General features: G+C 44.5%; 1 pseudogene. It reads left to right on the top strand.

The features are described from left to right. Positions 1 to 640, top strand: a pseudogene (locus tag ACRCJ0_RS18160) (phosphate:AMP phosphotransferase); the annotation flags it as partial.

The raw sequence follows: 640 nt of genomic DNA, 5'->3' as shown, positions 1-640 counted from the left end.
CGAAATGGCGGACCGGATTGAGGCTTTGAAAGAAGATCCTTACCGAAAAGTCTTAGTCACCAAGCAAGATAAGGACCAGTTGAAAAACTACAAGGCTTACCGTAAACACTTTACGGAGATTTTGGAGAAAACAAACTTTGAGGAAACGCCATGGCATATCCTACATGTGGATGACCAAAAGGATCAATCCCGTTTGGCCCTCAAAACTTGTATCGATTGCTTAGAAGATTGGCTGTCTAGAGATTTGACACGTCCGCAATTAGACTTAGACTTTATTGGTAATAGTCCAGATATCGTGGGGCAAGTTGATCATTCACCAATGATTTCAAAAAAAGATTATGATGACATCAAGGAAGACTTGCAAGAACAGGCTGCCAACTTGTTGTTTAGGGCTTACCAAGAAAACAAAGGGGTTATTGTAGCCTACGAGGGGTCAGATGCTGCCGGTAAAGGTGGGAATTACCAACGCTTAACCCGGTTGATGGACCCTCGTGGGTATGACGTGGCTACCGTCGCTGCCCCAAATGATGAAGAGTTGAATCACCATTACCTATGGCGATTTTACCGAGACTTCCCAAGTTTGGGACGGATGACGATTTTTGACCGCACATGGTATGGCCGTGTCTTAGTTGAACGAATC

It is taken from the genome of Aerococcus sp. L_32 (genome assembly GCF_050689315.1).
Note: the sequence above shows the minus strand (reverse complement) of the source record. Positions and strands in the feature narration are given on the sequence as shown.